The following is a 395-nucleotide window of genomic DNA, read 5'->3' on the forward strand; positions in this document are numbered from 1 at the left end:
GTAACACCTTTGGGTTGATGTTGACGCTCATTGCCAATAAAAGGGAGAAGCTGTTTAGGCTGCTTACCCGTTAATGCAGCTTCAATACGTAATTTGAGGCTAGTGTGATCTGATTGCTCTGGTGTTCTCGCCATCTTTGCACGAATGGGATTCAATTCAACATAAGCCATACAAGCTAATAGTGCCGCTTCATCGAGTGTAGATCCAATATAGTGATGTCACATTTTCCCAATTTAGAGATGTCACATTTTGGTATGCTGGGTACAAATAATCCAGTGTATTTAGATTGGTGCCATGTTAATTACGATGAGCGAAAAAGAACTGCACCGCATTGGTGTCATTAAGGATGTTTGTAATAAAAAATTAACCCAAATGACCGCTGCGTCAATGTTAGG

The 395-nt window shown here is 40.5% G+C and carries 1 pseudogene; it reads right to left on the minus strand.

The features are described from left to right. A pseudogene (locus tag Q0791_RS25095) lies at nucleotides 1–197 on the minus strand (hypothetical protein); the annotation flags it as partial. Nucleotides 198–395: the final 198 nt, after the last annotated feature.

This window comes from uncultured Shewanella sp., assembly GCF_947495455.1.
In the GTDB taxonomy this organism is placed as follows: domain Bacteria; phylum Pseudomonadota; class Gammaproteobacteria; order Enterobacterales; family Shewanellaceae; genus Shewanella.